General features: G+C 45.8%; 18 protein-coding genes and 1 tRNA gene. 15 read left to right on the top strand and 4 right to left on the bottom strand.

Annotated features, from left to right (window positions below; translation table 11 throughout):
* Position 1 precedes the first annotated feature (1 nt).
* On the bottom strand, positions 2-595 hold the full coding sequence (locus JJ941_RS11200; protein WP_290965143.1) for a rhomboid family intramembrane serine protease: 594 nt from the start codon (positions 593-595) through the stop codon (positions 2-4).
* Positions 596-731: 136 nt separating this feature from the next.
* Between JJ941_RS11200 and JJ941_RS11195 the strand changes: the two genes are divergently transcribed.
* Positions 732-803: transfer RNA gene (locus tag JJ941_RS11195), tRNA-Thr, on the top strand.
* Positions 804-864: 61 nt separating this feature from the next.
* On the opposite strand, the gene JJ941_RS11190 is transcribed toward JJ941_RS11195, so the two are convergent.
* Both JJ941_RS11190 and JJ941_RS11185 read right to left on the bottom strand, forming a co-directional pair.
* On the bottom strand, positions 865-2,559 hold the full coding sequence (locus JJ941_RS11190; RefSeq protein WP_290965142.1) for a tail fiber domain-containing protein: 1,695 nt from the start codon (positions 2,557-2,559) through the stop codon (positions 865-867).
* A 17-nt stretch (positions 2,560-2,576) separates the two neighbouring features.
* Positions 2,577-3,086 (bottom strand): T9SS type A sorting domain-containing protein, encoded by a 510-nt coding sequence (locus JJ941_RS11185; protein ID WP_290965140.1) that lies wholly within the window; start codon positions 3,084-3,086, stop codon positions 2,577-2,579.
* A 244-nt stretch (positions 3,087-3,330) separates the two neighbouring features.
* On the opposite strand from JJ941_RS11185, the gene JJ941_RS11180 reads away from it, so the two are divergent.
* The 5 genes from JJ941_RS11180 to JJ941_RS11160 all read left to right on the top strand — a co-directional run bounded on the left by JJ941_RS11180 (position 3,331) and on the right by JJ941_RS11160 (position 8,710).
* Positions 3,331-4,329: a HAMP domain-containing sensor histidine kinase gene (locus JJ941_RS11180; protein ID WP_290965139.1), complete on the top strand. Its 999-nt coding sequence runs from the start codon at positions 3,331-3,333 to the stop codon at positions 4,327-4,329.
* A 55-nt stretch (positions 4,330-4,384) separates the two neighbouring features.
* The gene (locus JJ941_RS11175; RefSeq protein ID WP_290965137.1) at positions 4,385-5,053 is read left to right on the top strand and encodes a septal ring lytic transglycosylase RlpA family protein; all 669 of its coding nucleotides are present in this window, start codon (positions 4,385-4,387) and stop codon (positions 5,051-5,053) included.
* A 63-nt stretch (positions 5,054-5,116) separates the two neighbouring features.
* Positions 5,117-6,595 (top strand): phytoene desaturase, encoded by a 1,479-nt coding sequence (locus JJ941_RS11170; RefSeq protein WP_290965136.1) that lies wholly within the window; start codon positions 5,117-5,119, stop codon positions 6,593-6,595.
* A 171-nt stretch (positions 6,596-6,766) separates the two neighbouring features.
* Positions 6,767-7,087 carry a hypothetical protein gene (locus JJ941_RS11165; protein ID WP_290965134.1) on the top strand — a complete coding sequence of 107 codons (321 nt, stop codon included), beginning with the start codon at positions 6,767-6,769 and terminating at the stop codon, positions 7,085-7,087.
* A gap of 72 nt (positions 7,088-7,159) precedes the next feature.
* Positions 7,160-8,710 (top strand): amidase, encoded by a 1,551-nt coding sequence (locus JJ941_RS11160; protein ID WP_290965132.1) that lies wholly within the window; start codon positions 7,160-7,162, stop codon positions 8,708-8,710.
* Positions 8,711-8,964: 254 nt separating this feature from the next.
* Here the strand turns inward: JJ941_RS11160 and fsa are convergent, their stop codons facing one another.
* A complete protein-coding gene (gene fsa, locus JJ941_RS11155) occupies positions 8,965-9,624 on the bottom strand; it encodes a fructose-6-phosphate aldolase (RefSeq protein ID WP_290965129.1) in 660 nt (219 codons plus the stop codon).
* A gap of 192 nt (positions 9,625-9,816) precedes the next feature.
* Between fsa and JJ941_RS11150 the strand changes: the two genes are divergently transcribed.
* The 9 genes from JJ941_RS11150 to JJ941_RS11110 all read left to right on the top strand — a co-directional run bounded on the left by JJ941_RS11150 (position 9,817) and on the right by JJ941_RS11110 (position 23,526).
* Positions 9,817-11,169, top strand: a complete 1,353-nt coding sequence (locus JJ941_RS11150; RefSeq protein ID WP_290965127.1) for an efflux RND transporter periplasmic adaptor subunit — start codon at positions 9,817-9,819, stop codon at positions 11,167-11,169.
* A 2-nt stretch (positions 11,170-11,171) separates the two neighbouring features.
* Positions 11,172-14,303 carry an efflux RND transporter permease subunit gene (locus JJ941_RS11145; RefSeq protein ID WP_290965124.1) on the top strand — a complete coding sequence of 1,044 codons (3,132 nt, stop codon included), beginning with the start codon at positions 11,172-11,174 and terminating at the stop codon, positions 14,301-14,303.
* A complete protein-coding gene (locus JJ941_RS11140) occupies positions 14,300-17,488 on the top strand; it encodes an efflux RND transporter permease subunit (RefSeq protein ID WP_290965123.1) in 3,189 nt (1,062 codons plus the stop codon). The genes JJ941_RS11145 and JJ941_RS11140 overlap by 4 nt, the downstream gene beginning before the upstream one ends.
* 155 nt (positions 17,489-17,643) lie before the next feature.
* Positions 17,644-17,952 (top strand): YtxH domain-containing protein, encoded by a 309-nt coding sequence (locus JJ941_RS11135; RefSeq protein ID WP_255134597.1) that lies wholly within the window; start codon positions 17,644-17,646, stop codon positions 17,950-17,952.
* A gap of 469 nt (positions 17,953-18,421) precedes the next feature.
* Positions 18,422-19,711 carry an aminotransferase class V-fold PLP-dependent enzyme gene (locus tag JJ941_RS11130; RefSeq protein WP_290965121.1) on the top strand — a complete coding sequence of 430 codons (1,290 nt, stop codon included), beginning with the start codon at positions 18,422-18,424 and terminating at the stop codon, positions 19,709-19,711.
* 182 nt (positions 19,712-19,893) lie between these two features.
* Complete coding sequence (locus JJ941_RS11125; RefSeq protein WP_290965119.1) at positions 19,894-20,277, top strand: Rid family detoxifying hydrolase; 384 nt, start codon at positions 19,894-19,896, stop codon at positions 20,275-20,277.
* A 3-nt stretch (positions 20,278-20,280) separates the two neighbouring features.
* Complete coding sequence (locus JJ941_RS11120; RefSeq protein WP_290965117.1) at positions 20,281-21,417, top strand: amidohydrolase; 1,137 nt, start codon at positions 20,281-20,283, stop codon at positions 21,415-21,417.
* Between the two features lie 63 nt (positions 21,418-21,480).
* A complete protein-coding gene (locus JJ941_RS11115; RefSeq protein WP_255134593.1) occupies positions 21,481-21,828 on the top strand; it encodes a rhodanese-like domain-containing protein in 348 nt (115 codons plus the stop codon).
* A gap of 147 nt (positions 21,829-21,975) precedes the next feature.
* The gene (locus tag JJ941_RS11110; protein ID WP_290965112.1) at positions 21,976-23,526 is read left to right on the top strand and encodes a M20/M25/M40 family metallo-hydrolase; all 1,551 of its coding nucleotides are present in this window, start codon (positions 21,976-21,978) and stop codon (positions 23,524-23,526) included.
* The last annotated feature ends 21 nt before the right edge of the window (positions 23,527-23,547 follow it).

The following is a 23,547-nucleotide window of genomic DNA, read 5'->3' as shown; positions in this document are numbered from 1 at the left end:
ATCAGAGCAGGCCAAACACACTGAGGAAGTGATCAACGGTATTCGGGACAAAGATTATCAGGTATAGAAATCCCCAGACTGCACCGGCTATATGGGCTTCATGATTTACCCTTCCTTCCCGTTTACTTGCAAAAACACTGTAAACCAGGAATAGAGCTCCAAAAATAATGGCCGGAATCCCGAATGGAATAAACATGATGTATATCGGGTCGAGCGGAAAAAGCAGGATGAACCCAAATAACACACTTTCTACGGCCCCGGACGCCCCAACCGTGGCAAATTCGGGATTATCTTTATGCTGAAACAACGAGGGCAAACTGGAAATAACCAGTGCAGATAGGTACAAAGCAATAAAATGCTCTCTACCTATAGATCGCTCCAAAACCAGTCCGAAGAAGAACAGGACGAACATATTCAGGAACAGGTGTCCCAGCCCGGCATGAATAAAACCAGAGCTGATTAACTCGTACCAGGTATTTTCCCGGATAACCCGATACGGCATCATCATTCCTTTTTCAAAAACCTGGGGAAGTGCGTAAAGGGCAACTAATGAAACGACCACATTGGCTGCGATCAGAATAAGGGTAACCGACATCTATTTTTTCTTTTCAAGGTAAGAGGAAAACAATACTGTTGCAGAAGATTTGAAAAGAATCGTAATATTCAACCTCTCGCCATGCCGAAATTGCTCAGCTGGCAGAGTCCCGATTAAGCAAAAATTGAGTTTAAAGGCCGGTGTAGCTCAGGGGTAGAGCAATTCTCTCGTAAAGAATAGGTCGCTGGTTCAAATCCAGTCACCGGCTCAATTAAAAAACCCTTCACACATTTCTGCATGAAGGGTTTTTATTTGAAGAAGAAGGAACTTTATTTGTCCTTCCGAAGCTCTTCGATTTCTTTTTTAAGCCGCTCGATTTCAGCCTGCTGCTCCTGCATGCCTTTAATCAATACCGGAATCAACTCGGTGTAGTTCATGGTTTTAAATTCCATGGTCTTTTTGATTTCGGTTTCCGAAGTGGCATCCGGGCCGTGCCCTCCACTTTGCATTTCGCTGTAAGTGTGCAGGTTATTCTTAACCAGCGAAGGAAGTACTTCTTCCACTTCCTGGGCAATGAGTCCATAGTGTAAACCGGTGGAAAGCTTCATTCCTTTATACTCGCCATTTCCACGGAAATTGTACGTGGTTGGATTCAGCTGCATAATCGTACTCAATCCGTTTTGAAGCGGCTTAATGTTTTCTTTAAGGTTGCGGTCTGAGGTTTCAGTAATAGAACCTGAGACGGTCAAATTCCCACTTATATTCACATCTCCGTTCAACTCTGCAGCTGTTGGAGCTGTTACGTTCAACCCAACATTTGAATTACTGCCTCCCGATACTTCAAGAAACATTCCGGTATTATTGGTAGCCGAACCATTTATATATCCCCTGATACCGTAATTATTGTCTGTGGCACCATTGCTGACATCCAGTTCAACTCCAATGTTATTGGCAGAAGCATTTCCGGAACCATCGTCAAACATCAGTGCCTGAAATCCCATATTGTCTGACTGTGAACTGTGAACAATAGCCTGTACACCTATATTTCTTCCCGTTGCCGTAGTTACTGCCTCTGCTGAAACCGCTCTGTTTTCTCTGGCACCTTCTGAACCATACGTGTATCCGCGAATACCAATGTTTCCATTCAGGTTTTGACGGGCAAACCCTACAAGGCCAATATTGAATCCTCCAACATTGAACTCACCTCCGGCAAATTCATCTCCTAATGCTACGATTTCACCATCCCCGTTACCTAAACCAAGTCCAAAACCGCCAATATTCTCGCGACCGTTTGACCGGGCCTGACCATACAGACCATAACGTCTGCCACCGGAACCTTCTCCTTCATCGTGCAATGCTGAACCTAAAACACCAATATGAGTTCCGGTTCCTTCCCCAATTGCACTTCCCGATAGCCCATATTGTGTTTCTGTGCTTCCTGATTGAGAAATTGTATTTGCATCAATAGCCTGATTGATACCGCTCAGCTCCGAGTTTACCACAAACGCCGGTGTAAACTTGTCGCCATTATCCCCGAATTGATTAATCACATAGGAGGTATCGCCGGCGCTGAGGTCCAGAGTAAATTCCGACTCCATTGATTCCCCACCGTTCACAACATTCTCTGCCAGTAACGCATAAGGAACCGAAAGCAAACGGGTGGTTCCCAACTCCTCGTATTCAGTTCCTCCGGCCGGGTCTATTTCCAGCTTTACGTAAAAGTTATCTGCCGACCAGTCTATGGAGCTGAAATCACCATCCGATGCCCCTTCCCCAATCACAATCTGGAAGGAACCGACCGCACTAGTAGTGGGTGTCTGAGTTTCGGTATAAACAGCGGTACCGGTTTCACTGCCTTGCAAAACACTTACCCGAACTCCGAGTTCTGAGTTTGCGATCAGGTCTCCGTCAGCATTGCGGGCTACTGCCTGAAAATTAAAGCCTTGTGGCACCTGAGCCATTACTTCTGCTGTAAACAGTACAGCAAGTATCGCGAAAATTAGTTTGTAGAATAGTTTATTCATTTTGTAGTCCTTTTAGATTATTTGATCAAAAGCATTTTTTGGGTAGCAATCACGTTTCCATCTGCCATAAAGCGATAGAAATACATGCCACTGGCAAAACTTGAGGCATTGAAGCGCAGGGTGTAACTGCCCGCCGGTTTTCTGCCTTCAGCAAGCACCGCCACTTTTGCCCCGATAGAATTAAAAACTTCAACCCTGATATCTGCCGATTTCGGCAAGTCGAATGAAATGTTTGTGGATGGGTTGAATGGATTGGGATAGTTCTGCATTAACCGAAATGAATCCGGCAGGTCGGTAACCGGCATCTCGTTGGAGGTGAAAACCAAGTCGCTGCCATTGCTGAACCCTCCGCTTATACTTACAGATGCACTGCTGAAATTACCCGCTAACGCCTCCCCTGCCGTAAAGGTTAACGTCATAGAAGAACTTTCAAGCGTACCACCCATAAATGAAATCACACTTTGAGCTTGTGTAGCCGTGCTGATCAACAGCCCGATTACTACAAGCAGAGTTTTGTATAACCGCATAGTTCTGATATTTAATTTGAGTTGCTGTTTCCCCTTTTAGGGCATCTAACAACGTATTCGCGATTATTGTACTCTTTTTTACCTGATAATGAACTACCCGATCAGGTAGTTTTTTTGGCCTTTCTTAAGCAATAGAGTTTGATTTAGAATGAGTTAAAAGAAAGCCCATTGAAAAATGACTTTATCAAACCATTCGACTATATTCTTACATACTTTAGGATATACAGCTTTAGAAGGGTAACATATGACTGGCGGCACATACCAAGCAGGTATGTTAATCGTCTCACTTGGATTTTGGGATAGTTTGTGTGCTATTTCATTAGGTGGGATGGGATTAGACTATCTGCTTGAATCTATTACACTCGGGGTTTTCCTTATAGCGGGAAGCTTAGAATGGCTTAACCGTGACACTCTTTTCATCTTATTTGCCGCTTCCCTGATTGGTCTTCTTATCCTTAGCTCTATGCTTTTTTCTTACAGAAAGCAGCGTAAAAGACAACAGGAAATTAACAAATCCCTTAGCGAGGGGGCACGCAACCTTTCTTATCTCAACGACGACATCCATCGTTTTATCGGTGTAGTATCACACGATTTACGCAGCCCCCTGAATTCCATTACAGCCATCTCGGAGCTCTTGGCTATGGATGCCGATCAGCTTCCCCCCAAAGAAATAGAAGAATATGCCGGAAACATTCATGATTTAACCATGCGCATCAATAACCTGGTTAGCAACATGATGGATGCCAATAAAATTGAACTTGGGGAAGTGAAGATAAAGCCCGAACCGATTTCTCCTGAAAAAACGGTGACCGATGTCTTCAATGCACTTAAGATTTTGGGAGATAAAAAATCCATAAAAACCATCCTACAAATTGAGGACAACCTCCCTCTGGTCGTAGCCGATCAGGAAGCTCTGACCCGCGTGTTAGAAAACCTGGTTAATAATGCCTATAAATTTTCCCGCCCCGACTCTTCAGTCACTATTAAAGTGGAACACCTGTCTGCTGAGGAAAAGGTAAAAATAAGTATTGCCGATGAAGGACCGGGATTTACGGAAGAGGATAAAAAGAGCATGTATAACAAATTCTCAAAGTTATCTGCCACGCCCACCGGTGGAGAAAAAACTACGGGGCTTGGTCTCTATATTGTTCAAAAACTGGTTCACCGAATGGGGGGACGCATCGAATTGGAAAGCGAAGCGGGAAACGGCTCTGTATTTTCGGTTTATCTTAAATCAGCCTGATAGCATTTCACCCCAAAGCGGGATATATTTTGGGAGTCCAATTTAAATCATCTACATGCACTCGTTAAAAGTCCTTGCTCTATTTGTACTCACGGGAGTTCTGATTTCGGCTTGCGGTGTTACCAAAAGAGGAGCTGATTTCACGGCCCCTATTTCCTCAGATAACGCCCGCCCGATTGAAACCGGTGTTTCCAGCTGGTATGGCCCTAATTTTCATGGCAAGCTTACCGCCAACGGCGAGGTTTATGATATGGATGGAGTAACAGCTGCTCATCGCACCCTTCCTTTTGGAACCATTTTATTGGTCGAAAATCTGGACAATGGTAAAACGGTACAGGTTCGTATAAACGACCGGGGGCCTTATGCAAAAAACAGGATTATTGATTTATCGAAAGGCGCTGCAGAGCAAATTGATATGATTGGACCCGGAACTGCCAGAGTACGTCTCTACCTTATAAAAGGAGATCTTGAGAATTCGCGAATTACGGATTTAAAAGTTCCCACATATACCGTACAGCTGGGTTCTTATAAGGAAAGGTCCCAAGCCGAGAAAACATCTTCTGAAATTAAAGGCAGTCGCATTGAAGACATCAAAGTAAACCGGGAAACTTATTACCGCGTGTACTTTGGAACCTACACCGATCCCGAAGAAGCCAAAAAAGAGATGGAACGCCTCAACCGGATGGGCTACGCCGGTTTTGTAAAGCAGATTGAAAATAATTGAATTTCCGGGATTGATTATTCCTGGTTTTCCGTTTTCCGCACAGAACCTAAAATAATTTTGTCAATGAAAAAGAAGATCATTGTAATAGGAAGCGGATTCGGCGGCTTAGGCGCAGCTTCCAGATTACTGTCTGCCGGCCATGATGTTACCATCCTCGAAAAAAGAGATAAATTGGGTGGCCGTGCGTACGTGTACGAAAAGAACGGCTTTAAATTTGATGGCGGCCCCACCGTAATCACGGCTCCATTTATGTTTGATGATATTTTTGAAGCCGCCGGCAAAAAGCGGGAAGATTATGTGGAGTTCGTACCCTGCGATCCGTTTTACCGAATTTTTGATGCGGAGGGAAAGCACTTTGACTACAACAATGACCATGAGTTTACGCTGGAAGAAATCAGAAAACGAAATCCTGATGATGTAGAAGGCTATGAGAAATTCATTAAAACTACGAAGGCTATTTTCGACAAAGGCTTCGTGGAGCTCGCCGACAAGCCTTTCCTGAAGTTTACCGATATGCTGAAGGTGGCCCCCGACCTGATCAAGCTTCAGTCTTATAAAACGGTTTACAAGTACGTTCAGCAATTTATCGATGATGAATTTCTGCGCCGGTGCTTTTCATTTCACCCGCTGCTGGTAGGTGGCAACCCTTTTGATACAACTTCTATCTATGCCATGATCCACTACCTGGAGCGTGAGTGGGGCGTTCATTATGCTATGGGCGGAACCGGCGCTATCGTCAATGCCCTCGAAAAACTGATTCTTGAGCAAGGCGGCACCATCCATACCGAAGCTGAAGTGGATGAGATCCTGATCGCTAATGGAAAGGCCAAAGGGGTAAGACTTAAGAACGGAGAAGAGTTACAGGCTGATGAAATCGTTTCTAATGCTGATGTGGCCTTTACCTATAAGAACCTGATTAATCCCAAGCACCGTAAGAAATATACCGACCGCAAGATTGAGCGAACAAAATACAGCATGTCTCTTTTTGTGATATACTTTGGAACAAAAAAACGATACCTGGATTCCGGCCTGGCTCACCACAACATTATTTTGGGAGAACGCTATAAGGGTTTACTTAAGGACATCTTCCATAAAAAACATTTGGCCGAGGATTTCTCCCTTTACCTGCATATGCCAACCATTACTGATCCTTCGATGGCTCCGGAAGGTTGTGAAGGATTTTATGTACTTTCGCCGGTTCCCCATCTAGACAGCGGCACCGACTGGAACGAAATGGCTCCCAAATACCGGGATGCCATTATGGACTTCCTCGAAGAAAACTACTTACCGGACCTTCAGGAGAACATTATCGCCGAACATTATATCGATCCGTTGCACTTCCAGGATGTGCTGAACAGCTATAAAGGATCTGCTTTTTCCGTAGAGCCCATTCTGACACAGTCGGCCTGGTTTCGTCCGCATAATAAATCGGAAGACGTGGATAATCTCTACTTTGTTGGAGCGGGAACCCATCCCGGAGCCGGCTTACCGGGCGTGCTTTCTTCATCCATCATTGCTCAGGATTTGATCGGAAAGGCTTAGCACACAGAAAACCCAATTCATCCGTAGCAACTATTTCAGCGCCCGAAGTCCTGAAAGCGTTGCGAGGTCTGGCACCTTTTATTCTATAGGCTGGACTCTTCTGCTTTTTTCATCAAATCTTAATGTAAGGTCGGTAACGTAATGCACTTTCAAACCAGAAAAGGAGTCAAGATGAAAACTGCCTTCGCTATTTTCATGACCATCCACGGCCTTATCCATCTTCTTGGTTTTTTAAAAGCATTTCAGCTTGCCGATATCAAAGACTTTAAGCGCCCTATTTCCAGGCAGGCAGGTATATTTTGGATGATTAGCTTTATTCTCGTCATTTCGGCTGTGAACCTGTATTTAGCCGGAAACTCATACTATATCGGATTTGGATTCACCGCTATTCTCATTTCCCAGGTCCTAATTATCGGCGCATGGGAAGACGCCAAATACGGTACCATTCCCAACATCATCTTCGCGATTTTGTTATTGCTGTCCTTTCAGTAGGAATCCTATACTGGAAATACTCCCCTTCCCTTGTATATTCCATCCACAAAATTGGATTAACTTACTGTACCTATGAAACAACTTCTGCTTTCTCTTGTAACGATCTCATTATTAATAGTGGCCTGCGAGCCACAGTCCGGCTATCATCAGCTTGACCTGGAAGAAATAACCATTTCTGAATTACAAGCCGGTTATGACAACGGTGACTTCACTATTCAGGATGTAACCAACGCCTACCTGAAGCGCATTGAAGCAATCGATCAATTCGGGCCTCAGCTCAATTCGATGATATACATCAACCCAAAAGCTATGGATGTAGCCCGGCAGCTGGATCAAGAACTGCAAGCGGGCACCAAAAGAGGCCCTTTGCACGGAATTCCCGTTGTATTGAAAGACAACATTGACACCTACAATATGCCAACCACAGCCGGGGCAAATATCATGGAAGGATCTGTTCCGGATCAGGATGCCTTCATCACTCAAAAACTACGGGATGCCGGAGCCATCATTATTGGCAAAGCCAACCTGAGTGAATGGGCAAATTTTCACAGCAGCTTTTCATCCAGTGGATGGAGTGCTTTGGGCGGTCAAACTCATAATCCTTATGATTTAACGCGAAATCCTTGTGGGTCAAGCGCCGGTTCAGGAGCCGCAGCTTCGGCTAACCTGGCCGTCTTTGCTATCGGTACAGAGACGAACGGCTCTATCACTTGTCCTTCTTCCGCAAACGGGTTGGTGGGTATCAAACCAACGGTTGGATTATTGAGCCGTTCAGGAATCATCCCCATTTCTCACACCCAGGATACACCCGGCCCTATGGCCCGAACCGTTGAGGATGCTGCCATCGCTCTCGGAACTATGGTTGGCGTGGATGAAGCAGACTCTAAAACCACCTCCAGTGAAGGAAACTATCACACCGATTATACCCAATTTTTGAATATTGATGGCTTGGAAGGTAAACGCATTGGCTTGTGGACCGGCTCGCTGGGCGGGCATCATCGCGTGGATACCCTGATGCATGAAACCGTCCGGTTATTGGAAAGCCGTGGAGCCACTGTAATCGAGATTGATCGTATTTCTGCAGAAAATGTTGGCGGTGATTCATTCCAGGTATTGCTTTATGAATTTAAAGACGGACTGAATAAATACTTTGCTTCGCTGGGTGATGACGCTCCGGTTAGAACGATGGCTGAGCTGGTCGATTCCACCCTTGCCGATTCCGCTGAAATGCATTACTTCGATCATGACTTGCTGATTACTGCCAGTGAAAAAGGAGATCTCAATTCCGAGGAGTACACCAGTGCTTTGTCCCGGATGATGAAATTCACCCGAGAAGAAGGCATCGACAAAGTGATGGATGAGAATAACCTGGATGCAATCATCGGACCTACCGGCGGACCTGCCTGGAAAACCGACCTTACCAATGGGGATAATTTTGCAGTTTCATCCAGTTCACCGGCTGCTCGCGCCGGGTATCCAAACATTACCGTACCCATGGGATATATTGACGGCCTTCCGGTTGGAATTTCTTTCTTCGGCCGAGCCTGGAGTGAACCATTACTTCTGGAAATTGCCTATGGATTTGAACAGGCCACTAAGGTTAGAAAAGCACCGGAACTGTAAATTAAATCATATGATCAAAAGGTTTAACTATATTATTCAACCAAGTGGTTAAACCATGCGATTACCGGTTAAGAATCTCTAAAGCCTGATATGCACTCTTAAAATAGTTCAAGCGTCCGCTTGGACTATCTTTGTTTTCCAACAGTATTTTACAGCATCGGAATTGAAGGGCATAAAAAAAGCGGAGGAAACCCCCTCCGCTTTTTCTCTATAAAATCTAACTAAGCTTCTTCAGCTATCGAATCTATACTGAATTATTCTTCCAAGCTTTTTTGAAGCTTATCCCAATCAGCCAGGAAACGATCCAGGCCAATGTCAGTCAAAGGATGCTTAAGCAGACTCTTAATTACGCTAAGAGGCATGGTGGCAACATCGGCACCTTCTTTGGCGCACTCAAGCAGGTGCATGGGGTGGCGAATACTCGCAGCCAGCACTTCTGTTTCGTATCCGTAATTATTATAAATGGTCACGATGTCACGAATCAACTGCATTCCATCGGTAGAGATATCATCCAGGCGGCCCAAAAATGGAGAGATATACGTGGCACCGGCTTTCGCAGCTATCAGTGCCTGGGTAGGAGAAAAGCATAACGTACAGTTCGTTTTGATGCCTTCTTCAGAAAAGGTTTTGATGGCTTTAATCCCGTCTTTAATCAAAGGAACTTTAACCACAACGTTATCGGCAATCTTGGCAATATTCCGCCCTTCTTCCACGATTTCATTGTACTCGGTTGAAACAACTTCAGCTGAGACATCGCCGGCTACCATTTCACAAATTTTAGCGATGTGCCCTTCAAAATCCCGAACACCAATTTTTGCGCAAAGGCTTGGGTTGGTGGTCACCCCGTCAAGCACTCCGAGGTCATTGGCCTCCTTAATTTCATCGAGATCAGCAGTGTCTATAAAAAATTTCATAAATGAGCGAAAGTTTGATTGTTATTTATCATCTAAGATAAGAATTCATTTCCTCTCAATCTTGTTACATCCTGTAACTATTAATTTCCTTTTTTTACAAAACAAGACATTGTAAACCCGAACTTTATAATGAACTTGTTTTGTTGACTCTAAGATTCTAAAAGAAAAGACAAAAATTTCAATCCGGAGAACGTGAAAATATCCTATTTACAAATTGCTGCTCTTAGCATCCTTTTAATTAGCTGTGGCAATGACAATTCCAATGAAAGCGGACAATCCAATTTTTCGAGGTTTGGTGGAAACGGGGCACGACAAGCTACCAGTGTGGAAACCAATATAGTTGAAGTTGGTCAAATAGCCGATCAGGTTCGCTCTTTCGGGAACGTAAAAGCCCAAAATGTAATATCGGTTTTGCCTCAGGTCAGCAACCGTATTACTGAAATTTATGTGGATCTCGGGGATACCGTTCGCCAGGGAGAAGCACTCGCCAAAATATATGATGCTACTTTTAGGGACCAGTTGAGCCAGGCCGAATCTCAGTTAGAACAAAGCCGAATAGCCCTTCGCCGCGACAGTTCCGAATACCAACGACAGCAAAGCCTGATGGAACGGGATTTAACCAGTGAATCGGAATTAGATATTGCCCAGGCTGCTTACCAGAGCTCCAGAGCCCAGTTTGAATCGGCTCGTTCATCCCTCACGCAAGCCCAGGAAGATTTTAATAATACCATTGTCCGCTCTCCGGTTGATGGGGTAATTACAAACCGCGCTTTAGAGGTTGGAGATTTAGCAACTACCGGAACGGAGTTATTTCAGATTGCCAGCACCAATGGATATGAATCCCGGATATACTTGCCCGTTCAGGATTGGCGCGCAGTAAAAGTTGGCCAGGAGGTAAATCTTCGGGTCTCCAATGAACGTGGCATAAGCGCTGAAGGCGTAGTTTCGCGAAAAAGTCCGCAACTGGATGCTACCACCGGACTTGGAGAAGTGGTCATCACGCTAACCACTGTAGGAAATGCCGTTTACCCCGGTGTATTGGCTGAGAATGTCATCAACATCACCACCAAAGACCGTGCGCTTATTGTTCCGCGAAGTGCCCTGGTTGAACAGGTTGAAACAGTCATTAACCCGGAATCTAATACCATTGAGCTGGAGCGTTCTTATTCGGTATTTGTATCGCGTGGAGATTCAGTAGCCGAGCGACGAGAACTTGAATTAGGTATCGAACAAGGCGATCGAATTGAAGTGCTGAGTGGATTGCTGCCTAACGACAGAATTATCGTAACCGGACAAAGCGGCCTGGATGATGGCGCCCGAATTAATGTAGCTACCGGCGATCAGTTTCAAGCCCCCCAGGAACGTCAAATTGGAGGGAATGCAAACGAGAGTGGACGACAAGCCCCTTTGGCAAATATGAATATGACGGATGAAGAACGCGCTGCTGCCCGCGAGAAAATGCAGAATATGTCGCGCGAGGAACGCATGGCTTACCTGCGTGAGCTAAGGCAACAACAAGCTGATTCAACTTCAAACGGACAATAAGCATGGGATCTCTTTCCAAATTGGCGGTTGATCGTCCGATTACGTTTTTAATGTCCACCCTCATCTTGCTGGGATTCGGATTTTATGGATTGCAAAACCTGAGATTAAATCTGTACCCCGATGTTTCCTTCCCTACCATCACCGTATATACCGGTTATGAAGGCGTAGCTCCGGAAGACATCGAAACCTTGGTAACACGACCTATCGAAGAATCGGTTGGCAGTATCAGCGGTATTCGTAAAGTCCGGTCTCTCTCCAGCCAGGGTGCATCTGTTGTGAAACTCAACTTTGAATGGGGAACCGATCTCTATCAGGCCGAAAATGATGTCCGGAAAGAACTCGGGTTTGTGGAACGTTCAATACCTGATGATGCCGAGACCCCGCTCGTGTTCTCCTACGATCCCAACCAAGAACCGATTGTGGTTCTCACGTTAACTTCCAATGCACGCAGCCAGCGTGATCTGCGTACGTTCTCGAAACAGGTGCTTGAGCAGCGCCTTGAACGTATTAATGGTATTGCCTCGGTCGAGACTTCCGGGGGCTTAGAGCGTCAAATTAATGTGCAGATCGATAATGAGAAAATGCGGCTGTACAACCTCAGTATATCCGACATTGCCTCCAAGCTTCAGCAAGAAAATATACAGGTTCCTGCCGGTCAGCTTACCGAAGGGAACACCATTTACTCTTTGCGAACCATTGGAGAGTTCAAAAATGTAGATCAGATTCGAAATACCATTATCACTGTTCGTGACGGGCAGCCACTGCTACTGAAAGATGTAGCTAATGTAGAAGATGGAATCGCACAACCTATAGGCAACGTGCACATCAATGGAGAAAACGGAGTGATTCTGAATGTGTATCGTCAGAGTGATGCCAATGTAGTTTCATCGGCTAATGCTGTTGTAGGCGGGCTCGATGATATCAAAGAAAGCCTTCCAAACGACATCGAAATTTCGGTACTCACCAACAAAGCTGATTTCATTGAGCAGTCTATCAGTAACTTACTGCTAACCGGAATTCAGGCTGTAGTTTTGGTTGTATTAATTCTTCTGGCTTTTCTGCGAAGCGGACGCTCGGCATTGATTATAGCCATCTCTATTCCTGTTTCAATCATCACCACCTTTACGGTGATGGATATTGCCGACCTGAGCCTGAATATCATTTCCTTATCGGGGCTGACCCTGGCCGTTGGGATGGTCGTAGATGATGCCGTGGTTGTTTTGGAGAATATATTCCGTTTCAGGGAGCAGGGAGCCGACCGTAATGAAGCCTCGGTAAAGGGAGCTAAAGAAGTAGCCGTACCCGTTGTTATTTCAACCTTAACCACCTTAGTGGTATTCCTTCCCATCCTGTTTGTACCGGGAATTGCCGGCTTCTTATTCCGTGACCTTGCCTTAACCATTTCATTCTCCCTGGCTATCTCATCGTTAGTAGCGCTGACATTAATCCCGTTAATGACTTCTCAGTTCTTTAAAGAAAAAGCGCAATCATTTGAAGCCAAAAACAAAATTGCCAGGTTCTTCAGCGATATACTGAACCGAGTGGAGTCAACCTATCACCGGCAGCTGGATAAAGTCCTTGACCGAAGCGGATTAGTTGTAAGCGGAGCTGTTGTATTATTCCTGGTCAGTCTCCCCCTTTTTTATGTAATCGGGGGTGAATTTTTTCCCCGCGTTGATGAAAATGCCTTCACCCTTGAAGTACAGCGGGAACCCGGCGTAAACCTTTTTGAACTCGAACGCTCTATAACCCAGGTTGAAAGTATCATTCAACAGGAAGTACCCGAAGCCCGGTTGGTTGTATCCGACTACGGAGATAAAGAAGGAATTGAAGGAGCCGATGATCCCGGTGGCTTTACCGGTACGGTTCGGGTGGAACTGGTGCCGCAAAACGAGCGTGATCGTTCACAGTTTGAAATCACCTCATCGTTATTGGAGAAGCTGCAAATTGTACCCGGTGTCGAAATCCAGGAGATCATTATTGACCCACTTAGCCCCGATGGCGAAAACGGGCTAATCGTTCAAATTTTTGGATATGATCCGGTCACAAAAGAAGAGCTGGCCAACGGCGTCAAAGAGAAGCTCTTGCAGGTGGATGGCATCAATAGCGTATTCAGTACATCCGACCAGGGACGCCCGGAATTACGGCTTATCATGGACCGGGAGCGTATTTCCAGGGTTGGCATGAATACCAATCAGGTTGCCACCGCTGTAAGCAATGCCGTTAAAGGAAATGTCGCAACTGCCTTTGTAGATCAGGGTGTCGAATTTGAAGTAGTTGTAGAGCTGGACCCCATGGATAAATCCCAATCCGTTGACCTCTCCAACATACAGATTCAAACACCGGACGGAACGTGGATGCCTCTCAAAAACCTGGCCCGCATAGAGCGTTATTCCGGGCCTACCAATGTTCTGCGAATAGATCAGGAACGGGTAACGGAAGTGACCGCCGAATTGTCCGGCATTGATCTGAAAGCAGCAACCGCAGAAGCCCGCACCCTCCTCGACCAGGTTGACTGGCCTGATGAATACCGCTACGAAATTGCCGGAACAGCTGAAGAGCAAGCCGAATCATTTAATTTCTTGATGATTGCCTTCATGATTGCCGGAATCCTGACCTACATGGTCATGGCTTCTCAGTTTGAAAGCCTGGTGGAACCTTTCATCATTATTTTAACCATTCCGCTTGCCCTCACCGGCGTTTTACTCATGCTGTGGATTACCGGAACCAGCATAAGCGTTACCTCAATGGTCGGTTTAATCCTCCTTACGGGAATTGTGGTGAACAACGGAATTGTAATGATTGATTACATCAAAATTTTGCAGGCACGCGGCATGGAGCGCCACAAAGCCATCGCCGAAGGGGCAACACGCAGGCTTCGCCCGATTCTAATGACGGCATTCACCACTATCCTGTCGATGGTGCCGCTTGCTCTTGAGTTGGGATCCGGTTCAGAAACCTGGAGCCCGATGGCCCGAACTGTTATCGGTGGCTTATCCATGAGTACCCTTTTAATGCTTTTCGTAGTTCCCTGCTTTTACAACATCATCAACAGCTTGGTTGAGCGTTTAGGATTTGATGCCATTCATAAAATTGATCCCCTTGCCAACAAACCACAGGAGGCACTCGCATGAAAAAATTCAGCGTAGCCGGAGGTATTTTACAGCGCCCGATTACCGTCATCATGATGACCCTCATTGTGATTGGCTTCGGCGTGTTTTCCCTCACTAACCTCAAAGTGACCCTCTACCCCTCATTCAATATTCCGGTACTTGCCGTTTCCTCAGGATATCAGAATGTAGCTCCTGAAGATATTAACCGTATTATTGTTGACCCGATTGAAGGAGCCCTTTCGGGAATTGAAGGAATTGAAACCCTTGAGGCACGTGTAAGTCGCGGAAATGCATTTGTGATTTTACGACTTCGGGAAGGCACCGACATCCGTAAAACAGAGCTCAAAGTCAGAAAAGCGATTGACGAAATCCGGGGTGAACTTCCACAGCAGGCACAGGAACCGGTAATCTTCCAGTTTGATCCGGAAAACAGGCCCATCATGCGGCTCAGTATCGATGCCGAAAACCGTGGGCTCGACGAACTTCGAAATATCGGGCTCGAACTGGTTGAGACCCGGCTTGAGCGGATTGAAGGACTGGCTTCGGCAGAAACCCAGGGCGGACTCGAACGGCGCATCTACATCGATGTAACCCCCATGAAACTGGCGCAGCACAACCTGGTTCCTTCTGATATTGAAAGTGCTCTCCGAAATAACAATGTGCAGCTGCCCATTGGTAATGTTGTAGCAGACCGAATCAATTATAGCGTACGGGCACAATCCACCTATCAGGATGTAGAGCAGATTGCTAATACCATCGTAACTATAGCCGAAAACGGTGTCCCCATTCGGGTAAAAGACGTGGCTGATGTCAGCGATGGCTTCACCGAAGTAACAAGCCTGGTAAGAGTTAACGGCCGAAACAGCGTATCTGTGGATGTGCAAAAAAACTCAGATGCCAATACCCTCGATGTAGTAAACGCGGTGAAAGAAGTAGTGCCGGAAATCAATAAAATTTTACCTCCCGGCGTCGTACTTCAGGTTCTTTCTGATGAAGGACAAACCATTGAAGATTCCGTAAATAATTTATCACAGTCGGCTCTCGGGGCTTTGGTTGTAGTTATTTTAGTAATCCTGATTTTTATGGGAGGATGGAGAATTTCTCTGGTAGTGGCCTGTTCCATTCCTGTGTCTATCGCTGCCAGCTTTGCCGCCATGTACGCGGCCGATCTTACACTGAACATCCTCACCATCTCAGCCCTGGCCCTTGCAATCGGACTATTGGTGGATAATTCAATCGTTGTAACCGAAAGTATTGCACGTAAACTCGAGGATGGGCTTCCCCGGTTCAAAGCAGCACTGGAAGGTACCAACGAAGTAATTGGTGCATTGCTTGGATCAACCCTGACCACGCTTGGTGTTTTCATACCCATTATTTTGATTTCTGGAACTCAGGGTGCTTTCTTCCGGGAATTTGCCTACACCATCTGTTTTGCCATCGGCTTTTCTTTCCTGTCTTCCATCATCCTGGTGCCTGTAATTTCCTTACTGGCCCTCGATGCCAAACAATTCAACACCAAGAATCTGGCATTCCGTGGCATCTCAAAACTGGAAAGAGGATATACAAAAGCACTTGGCTGGTTATTTCACCATAAATGGATTCCACTGTTAGCCATGGTTGCTATCATGGCAGGCACCTTCATGTTATACACCAATATCCCGAAAGAAGGTTTTCCGGAGTCTGATTCCGGACAGATTGATATCGATATCAGTTTACCGGAAGGAAGTAAGCTTACCAAAACGGCAAACATCATGGAGAACTTCAGCGACCGTATCGGTGAAATGCCTGAAGTTGAAACCATGATAACTTCCATCGGCAGAAGTCGCTGGAGAGAACAAACTAACAGAGGAGAAATAAGTGTAACTCTGGTCCCTGAAACCCAAAGAGAACAAACCACCAACGACTTTGCTGTATTTTTGAGGGAGGAGTTGACCTCTCCCGGAGTGGACGTTCGGGTTCGTGTTGAAGGCGGTGGATTACGATTCGGGCGCGGCTGGGATTCAGGGGGAGGCTCTATCCGGTTAAGCCTGATTGGCCCTGAAATCGATCAGCTTGTTGCCATCTCAAACAAAATAGATGCACGGTTGTTACAAGATCCAACCGTCATTTCAGTTGATAACGGAAGAACTGATCCTACCCCGGAGCTGCATTTTATCGCCGACCGGGAACGCCTGGGTTTACTGGGAACAAATCTTGGAACCATTGCCGGAGCGCTTAGAACACAGACGCTGGGCAATCAAGCCGGGTATTACATTGCAGAAGGACGTGAAATCCCCATTGAAGTACGTACACAAAAACAGGCGTTAACCAGTCGCGAAGACTTGTTTGACCTCGAAGTATTCCAGGTGGGCGATCAACGGATACCAGTTGCAGCCGTTGGTGAGTTTGTACCGACTCGCGGCGTGGATTCCTTCTCACGACGAGACCGCGAAACAGTGCTGGATGTAAACATTCAGGTTCAGGGAAATGCAATTGAGTATGAACCGATTATCCGCGAATTCCTGGAAACGGAAGTGGTTCTGCCCGAAGGATATCGCTATGAATTTACCGGCGGCACCCGTGAAACTCAGGAAGGTCAGTCTGAGTTTGCCTTTGCTTTACTGGCAGCGCTCGTACTCATGTTTATGATCATGGCTTCCCTGTTCGAAAACTTCCGGGACCCATTCGTTATTTGGCTCTGCATTCCCCTTGCCATGTTTGGAGCGCTCGCCTATCTGTTTTTGATTGGTGATCCCCTTAGTACCACATCGCAAATAGGTATATTTATGCTGGTGGGCATCATCGTCAATAACGGGATTGTACTCGTCGATTATATGCACCTTTACACCAAAGGCATGGAATATGACATGCTGAACCGTAAGTCGGTTCGCTGGCAGAATCTCTTCATTCCTGTTTTCTTCTGGAAAGAAAAACCGACGAATAAAGATTCTGTTCTGTTAAAAAATATTTTAGAGGCCTGTCGAAGACGCATGCGACCCATTCTGCTTACGGCTATTACCACTATCTGCTCCATGATTCCGCTTTCACTGGAAGTTGGCTCCGGAGCACAAACCTGGTCACCATTAGCCAAAGCTGTAATCGGTGGCTTGCTGTTTGGCTCAGCCCTTACACTATTTATCACCCCAATTATCTCTGTTTCATTGAGCATGACGATAGAGTGGTTTAAGGCGTTATTCAGAGGTAACAAAACCGCAGTGGAAGCGTAATTAATTACCCGATCAGCGGTGAGGTATCTTAATGCGGGCTTGGCATTTATGAATGTCAGGAGCGACTTTATTTTTGGATAAAAATCGCGCTGAGACTTGGAATTTGGAACTTGTTTGCGCTATACTTGTTTAGATTAAAAAAAGGAGAAAGAATTATGAGTAGATCATCAGATTATATATCAGGAATTATTTCAGGAGCTCTCGTTGGTGCTGCTATTGCACTGCTTTATGCTCCGGATACAGGTAAAAACACCAGAGACCGGCTTTCATACAGGTTAAGCAACTACTATGATGAGCTGAATGACTTAATCGAACAGCTTCGGGAAGAAAAAGAAATTTTAGTTTCTGAAGCCAAAGAGAAAGGTGATAAAGTAGTCCTTGATGCCAAAGAAAAAGCAGAAGGACTGATTAAGGAAGCCGAAGATTTATTGGAGTCTATCGAAACGGCTAAGAAAAAAGGCTGATTCGAATAGCTTACATTTTAAGAACTTGAAGTCCTCCCCAAGAAATTGTGCAGGGCTTTTTTATAATTCAAAGCTGGGAAGCTATATCATAAATAGCTCCGTCCTTCAGGGCGGAGATAACAACAGAACACGAACAAGCTTCGCCCCAATCTCGATTATGTAATATCCGGTATTCGAAGCTTTGGCTAATTAGCCTTTAAAAAATGAAGCCCCCAACCCGGCGAAAACCACTCCTGCCTTTTAACCCTATGATACTTGGGTTTTAAGACTTATTTCTTTTACCCCGCCCTGAAGGGCGGAGCTATTTATACCCGATCATACATGATTTAAAAAAACATTCAAATTCGTTTGCCCGAATTTTCTGACAGCTACAGCAAGACTACAAGTTCCAATATCCCCCCTATAATCTGGCTTGCTTTTTTGCCTATCTATGGCTAATTCCCAAACAACACTAACAGGGGGATCAGCAATGGAAACACGTAAACAGTTCTTGAAAAAAATTGGCAGTGGAGCAGCTGTACTGACTGCCGGGGCTTTTTTCAACCCGATGAAGACCGAGAAGCTTAAAGAAAAGCTTGACACCTACTCTGGAACCGCTGTAGAAATTGCCCGGAATGAAGATTTCTGGGGCCAGGTACAACAAGCCTTTACCGTAGATCGAAGCCTGATCAACCTGAACAACGGAGGTGTTAGCCCTTCCCCGGCTTTTGTACAAGAAGCTATGAAAAAGCACCTGGATTTCTCCAACCAGGCCCCGGTATATAATATGTGGAGAATACTGGAACCCAGAAGAGAAGGTGTTCGCCAGCGACTGGCCCGCAACTTTGGTGTTGATACTGAAGAAATTGCAATCACCAGAAATGCCTCAGAAAGCCTCCAAATTTGTCAGCTTGGGTTTGACCTGCAACCGGGCGATGAAGTACTCACAACCGATCAGGACTACCCCAGAATGATCACCACGTTCAAACAACGGGAGCGACGGGAAGGCATCAAGCTAAATCAAATCAGTATTCCGGTTCCGGCCGAAGATGATGCTGAAATAGTTCGCCGATTTGAGGAAGCAATCACCCCAAATACCAAGTTGATTTTGATGTGCCATATCATCAACCTGACAGGGCAAATTCTTCCTGTTAAAAAAGTGGTGCACATGGCACGTAAAAAGGGAATCCCGGTTATCGTGGATGGAGCCCACGCTTATGCACATTTCGAATTCGACCATGCCAATATGGATTGTGATTATTACACTACCAGTCTTCATAAATGGCTTTTTGCTCCTCATGGCACGGGTATGCTTTACGTTCGTAAAGATAAGATCAAAGACTTATGGCCTCTGATGGCGGCAGCTGAATCTCAGGACGAAGACATCCGAAAATTCGAAGAAATCGGTACCCACCCCGCGGCAAACTTTTTAGCCATCGGGGAAGCCCTGACTTTCCATGAGGGAATAGGTGCATCTCGTAAAGAGGCCCGCCTCAAATACCTGAATGACCTTTGGATTGATGAGCTTGTGGATGGCGATAAAGTTGTTTTACATACCAGCCGGAATCCAAAATACGCCTGCGGAATTGCTACAGTTGAAATTAAAGGAATGGAGCCTAACGAACTAAACAGTACCTTATGGAGTGATTACCGAATCATCACCACCCCTATTAATCACGAGCAGTTTAGAGGCATCCGCGTAACACCGAATGTATATACGACCAAGGAAGAGATTGATCGTTTTGTAAGTGCTATGAAAGATCAAATTAAAAAGGTTTAGCAGCACAGTTGGCCAACGACCTGATCATTTTCAGAAGCTGAAATACACTCAGCATCTCAAACTCTAAAATGCCCGAATATATGACGATAAAAAAGTTCACCTATATACCATTTCTTTTCTGCCTTCTCATTGCAGGGGTATTTACCTCCTGCAATGAGATTGAATCAGAGACAGGCACGGAGATGCAAAATAAAATCATAAACACCGAAAATGCACCGGCTTCTGTCGGCGTGTATTCCCAGGCCATTCAGGTTGGCAATACAATTTATTTATCAGGACAGATAGGCCTGATACCCGAAAGTCGCGAGCTTGCCGGAGATGACCTTGAATCTCAAACCCACCAAACGCTGAAGAATATCCGGGCGGTATTAAAGGTCGCCGGTTATGAAATGTCGGATGTGGTGAAGGCGCAGGTGTTTCTGGATGATATGAATGATTATTCCGCATTCAATAAAGTCTATGTTCAGTACTTTCCGGAGAACCCACCGGCACGGGCGGTTGTTGAAGTCAGCCGAATTCCTCTGGATGCTAAAGTAGAAATCATGGTTACTGCTGTAAAAAATTAGTTTATGTCCGATTTACAAGATGTCATCAACCTGAGACGCACCCTTCATCGCTACCCTGAGTTATCGAACCTGGAGTTTGAGACTTCCAAACGCATCTCAGCCTTCATCAATGCACTAAATCCCGATGAGGAAATATCGATTTCAAAAACCGGGAAAGCCTTTGTGTTTGAAGGAGAGGAACCGGGCGAAACTCTGATCTTCCGATGTGAACTGGATGCCCTCCCAATCCAGGAAAAGTCGAACCTGGCCTATCGTTCTTCTATACCCGGAGTAGCCCACCTTTGCGGGCACGATGGCCACATGGCTATTATTGCACGACTGGGGCAGTTAATATCTCAGAACAGACCCAAAAAGGGAAAAGCCGTTCTGCTCTTTCAACCTGCTGAGGAAAATTACCTGGGAGCTAAAGATGTGGTTGAGTCCAAGGAGTTTCATGCGCTATCACCGGACTACATCTTTGCTCTCCACAATATTCCCGGAGTCAAAAAGGATACTGTTTTACTGAAGACCGGAAGTTTCACAGCCGCTTCCTGTGGTTTCACGGTAAAGCTGGACGGAAGGACATCACACGCAGCTGAACCTCAGAACGGACTGAATCCATACTACACGGCCACTGACATTATTGACCAAATTTTGGAGCTGGCAAATGATAACCGCTCGGCTTTTTCCGATCATACCATTGCCACCCTTATCTACATACGATTAGGGGAAGTTGCCTTTGGTGTTTCACCGGGCAGTCTGGAAATGGGCATAACTCTGAGAGCCTACCAAAACGAAGATCTTGATCTTCTTTGTAATAAATCGGAAGCAATTGTAGCGGACCTAGCTGAGGAAAACGGGCTGGATTTCGAATGGAGTTATTCTGAGATCTATCCTGCTACGCTTAATGATGCCGATTGTGTAGGCATGATTTCTGACTCTGCAAAAGCCAATGAGCTGACGCTTCAACAGATGGATCATCCCAATAACTGGTCAGAGGATTTTGCCTATTTCACAGCTACCAATAAAGGCGCTCAGTTTGGATTCGGAGCCGGTGAAAGCCTGCCCCCTTTGCATAATCCCGGATACGATTTTCCCGATGATATTATAGAACCTGCTGCCCTCACTTTCTTTTCCATTTATAAAGAGAAACTGCTCTGAATGCGAGCAGGCTGTGATTTGTTATAGGAATGAAGTAAGAAGTCGAATCTAAACTCAAAGATTATGACGGCTACAGCAACACTTCAACGAACAGACGCAGAAACATTACATCGCAAAATGACCGGTGAATTTGCACCGATCATTATTAACGCATTATCACGCGATGCCTATCTCGCAAAACATATTCCGGGTTCCATCAATATACCCACGGAAAATGCAGAACTGGCTAAAGAAGTAATCCCATTCATGGACGCTGAAATTATTGTGTATTGCGCGAATTCAGACTGTGACGCTTCGCCAAATCTTGCACAGAAGCTGGAAGAAATGGGATATACCAACGTCAGTGACTTTGAAGAAGGCCTTGCAGGCTGGAGACAAGCCGGGTATGAATTGACCGGAACAGAAGTCTGAATTTTAAATTCATAAACTATTTTCAATAACCGTCTCTTTTGAGGCGGTTTTTTTATTCGTAAAAAGAAATTACAACCTCGCCCTTTTACCCGTTTATAGAATATATTCTCCGATTAATTTTAACTGACAGAATCGGAGAAAGGATTCATGAAAAGAATCGCACTTATTGTATGTATAATGATGTCGCTGCCATTCGGGCCGGTCCATGCTCAAACGACCGACGAAATGGTAGATGCCATCGTAAAAGAGGCCACTGAAAATTCGCAGCTGGAATACCTGGCACATCAGCTCACGGATGTGATCGGCCCTCGACTGGTTGGAACACCTCAAATGCAGCAAGCTCATGAATGGGCCGTTGAGCAATTTGAAGAATGGGGAATCTCAGCAGAAAATCAGCAGTTTGGGCAGTGGCAGGGATGGGAACGAGGCATCACCCATGTTGACCTGGTTTCACCCCGGGTGGTTTCGCTGGAAGGAATGCAGCTGGCTTGGAGTCCGGCCACCAAGAAAGGCGGAGTTGAAGGTAAATTAGATATCATCCCTGATGTAGAAAACAAAGCCGCATTTGAAGAATGGCTTAAAACCATCAAAGGAAAATTCATCCTGGTTTCTATGATGCAGCCCACCGGCCGTCCTGATTATAATTGGGAAGAATACGCGACTGAAGAATCTTTCGAAAAAATGAAACAAGAGCGTGATGCCATGCAAGATGCCTGGCGCGAACGCTTCACAAAAATTGGCTACAACTCCCGCGAAGTGCTCTCCGTTCTGGAAGAAGCAGGAGCAGCAGGTATTATCCAATCCCGATGGTCAAGTGGATTTGGTGTGAATAAAATCTTCAGTGCGGGCACCGAAGAAGTGCCTGTAATAGACCTTGCCCTTGAAGATTATGGCATGCTTTATCGAATGGTTGAGTATGGAGATAACCCCGTGATTAAGGTAAATGCCCAATCCAGGAAATTAGGTAAAGTCCCGACTTTCAATACCATTGCTACCATTCCCGGCTCAGAAAAACCGGACGAGTACATTATCCTTTCAGCTCACTACGATTCCTGGGATGGCGGAACCGGAGCCACCGATAACGCCACCGGCTCCATTACCATGATGGAAGCTGCGCGAATTCTGAAAGAAGTGTATCCAAACCCAAAACGTACGATTATTGTCGGACTGTGGGGAAGTGAAGAGCAGGGCCTTAACGGATCAGCGGCTTTTGTGGAAGACAATCCTGAGATCGTTGACAATATGCAGGCCTTGTTTAATCAGGATAATGGAACCGGACGTGTGGTCCGCATATCCGGGCAGGGGTTCCTGCATGCTTATGAGTTTTTAGGACGATGGCTGGAAGCTGTACCCCGCGATATCACCCGACATATTGAAACCACTTTTCCAGGAACTCCCGGTGGTGGCGGTTCCGACTACGCTTCTTTTGTTTCAGCTGGAGCTCCCGGTTTTTCTCTTAGCTCGTTAAGCTGGAGCTACTGGAACTATACCTGGCATACCAATCGCGATACTTATGATAAAATCGTTTTCGATGATGTACGGAATAATGCCATCCTGACGGCAGTTCTAACGTATATGGCCAGCGAAGATCCCGAGACTTTCCCTCGCGATAAAGCTGTGTTACCGATCAGCCGAAGAACCGGTGAGCAAATGACCTGGCCCATACCGCGTACGGCAAACCGGGACGGCGGAAACTAATTTGTGTTGACCTGAACCAGT

Source organism: Gracilimonas sp. (genome assembly GCF_017641085.1).
Classification (GTDB): Bacteria; Bacteroidota; Rhodothermia; order Balneolales; family Balneolaceae; genus Gracilimonas.
Note: the sequence above shows the minus strand (reverse complement) of the source record. Positions and strands in the feature narration are given on the sequence as shown.